Genomic DNA, 1,321 nt, shown 5'->3' with positions numbered 1-1,321 from the left:
TGAACCGCCCCGGGTTTGCCGGAGGCTCCAACTTTTGAGAGATTGGAGCTGATATGAGCAAGACAACGAACAAATTCTCGCCTGAGGTCCGTGACCGGGCCATCCGTATGGTGCTGGATCACGAAGCCGAGCATCCATCACGGTGGGCGGCCGTTTCTTCTATCGCGGCCAAGATTGGCTGCTCGCCAGCCACGCTGCACGAATGGGTGAAGAAGACCGAGGTCGACAGCGGCAAACGAGCAGGCCTGCCGAGCGATGTCGCCGAGAAGATGAAGGCTCTTGAGCGGGAGAACCGCGAGCTTCGTCAGGCCAACGAGATATTGCGCAAAGCCTCAGCATATTTCGCGATGGCGGAGCTCGACCGCCCCTTCAAACGATGATCTCGTTCATCGACGAACACCGCGGCGTATTCGGGGTCGAGCCTATCTGCAGATTATTGCCGATTGCCCCATCAACCTATTACGAGAACGTCGCCAAGCGCCTGGACGTGGACCGCCTGTCGATCCGCGCCCGCAGTGATATCGGCCTGAAGATCGAGATACGTCGTGTCTTCGAGCAGAATTATCGCGTCTATGGCGTTCGGAAGGTCTGGCGGCAATTGAGGCGGGAAGGCTTCGATGTTGCCCGCTGCACCGTCGCTCGGCTTATGAGGTCGATGAGCCTGCAAGGGATCATCAGGGGAAAGCCGATCCGCACAACGTTCCCGGACAAGACGGCTCCGAGCCCACTGGACCGCGTGAACCGACAGTTCAAGGCTCCCGCGCCCAACAGGCTCTGGGTTTCGGATTTCACCTATGTCGCCACCTGGCAGGGTTTCGTCTATGTGGCCTTCGTGATCGACGCCTTCGCTCGCCGCATCGTCGGCTGGCGGGTGAGCCGGACAGCACATGCCGGGTTCGTCCTCGATGCCCTGGAGCAGGCACTTCATGATCGGCGTCCCGTTCATGGCGGCGGCCTCGTGCATCACTCAGACAGGGGCGTTCAATACGTGTCCATCAGGTATTCCGAACGCCTGGCGGAAGCAGGCATTGAGCCGTCCGTCGGGAGTGTCGGTGACTCTTACGACAACGCCCTCGCCGAAACGATCAACGGCCTCTACAAGGCTGAGGTCATCCATCGGCGTGGGCCATGGAGGAACTTCGAAGCGGTGGAGTTCGCTACCCTGGAATGGGTCGACTGGTTCAACCATCGACGGCTTCTGGAGCCCATCGGAAACATCCCGCCAGCCGAGGCCGAGGAGCAGCATTACGCTATGCTGGACGAGCCAGCCATGGCCGCGTAACTTAAACCAAACAGCCTCCGGCAAACCCGGTGCGGTTCA

General features: G+C 60.2%; 1 protein-coding gene and 1 other annotated feature. The gene reads left to right on the top strand.

All coding sequences use genetic code 11. From position 1 onward, the window contains the following. Positions 1–53: 53 nt before the first annotated feature. Positions 54–1,282, top strand: a protein-coding gene (locus C8K44_RS27205) for an IS3 family transposase (protein WP_109578862.1) whose coding sequence is annotated in 2 segments (ribosomal slippage) — positions 54–348 and positions 348–1,282 — 1,230 coding nt in all. Because the reading frame shifts where the segments join, the coding sequence is not laid out codon by codon here. Further along, positions 335–451: a sequence feature (AL1L pseudoknot), on the top strand. (Overlaps the previous gene by 117 nt.) Positions 1,283–1,321: the final 39 nt, after the last annotated feature.

The sequence above is a fragment of the Aminobacter sp. AP02 genome (assembly GCF_003148805.1).
In the GTDB taxonomy this organism is placed as follows: domain Bacteria; phylum Pseudomonadota; class Alphaproteobacteria; order Rhizobiales; family Rhizobiaceae; genus Aminobacter.
The sequence above is the reverse complement of the archived record's forward strand: the minus strand, read 5'-3'. Positions and strand labels throughout refer to the sequence as shown.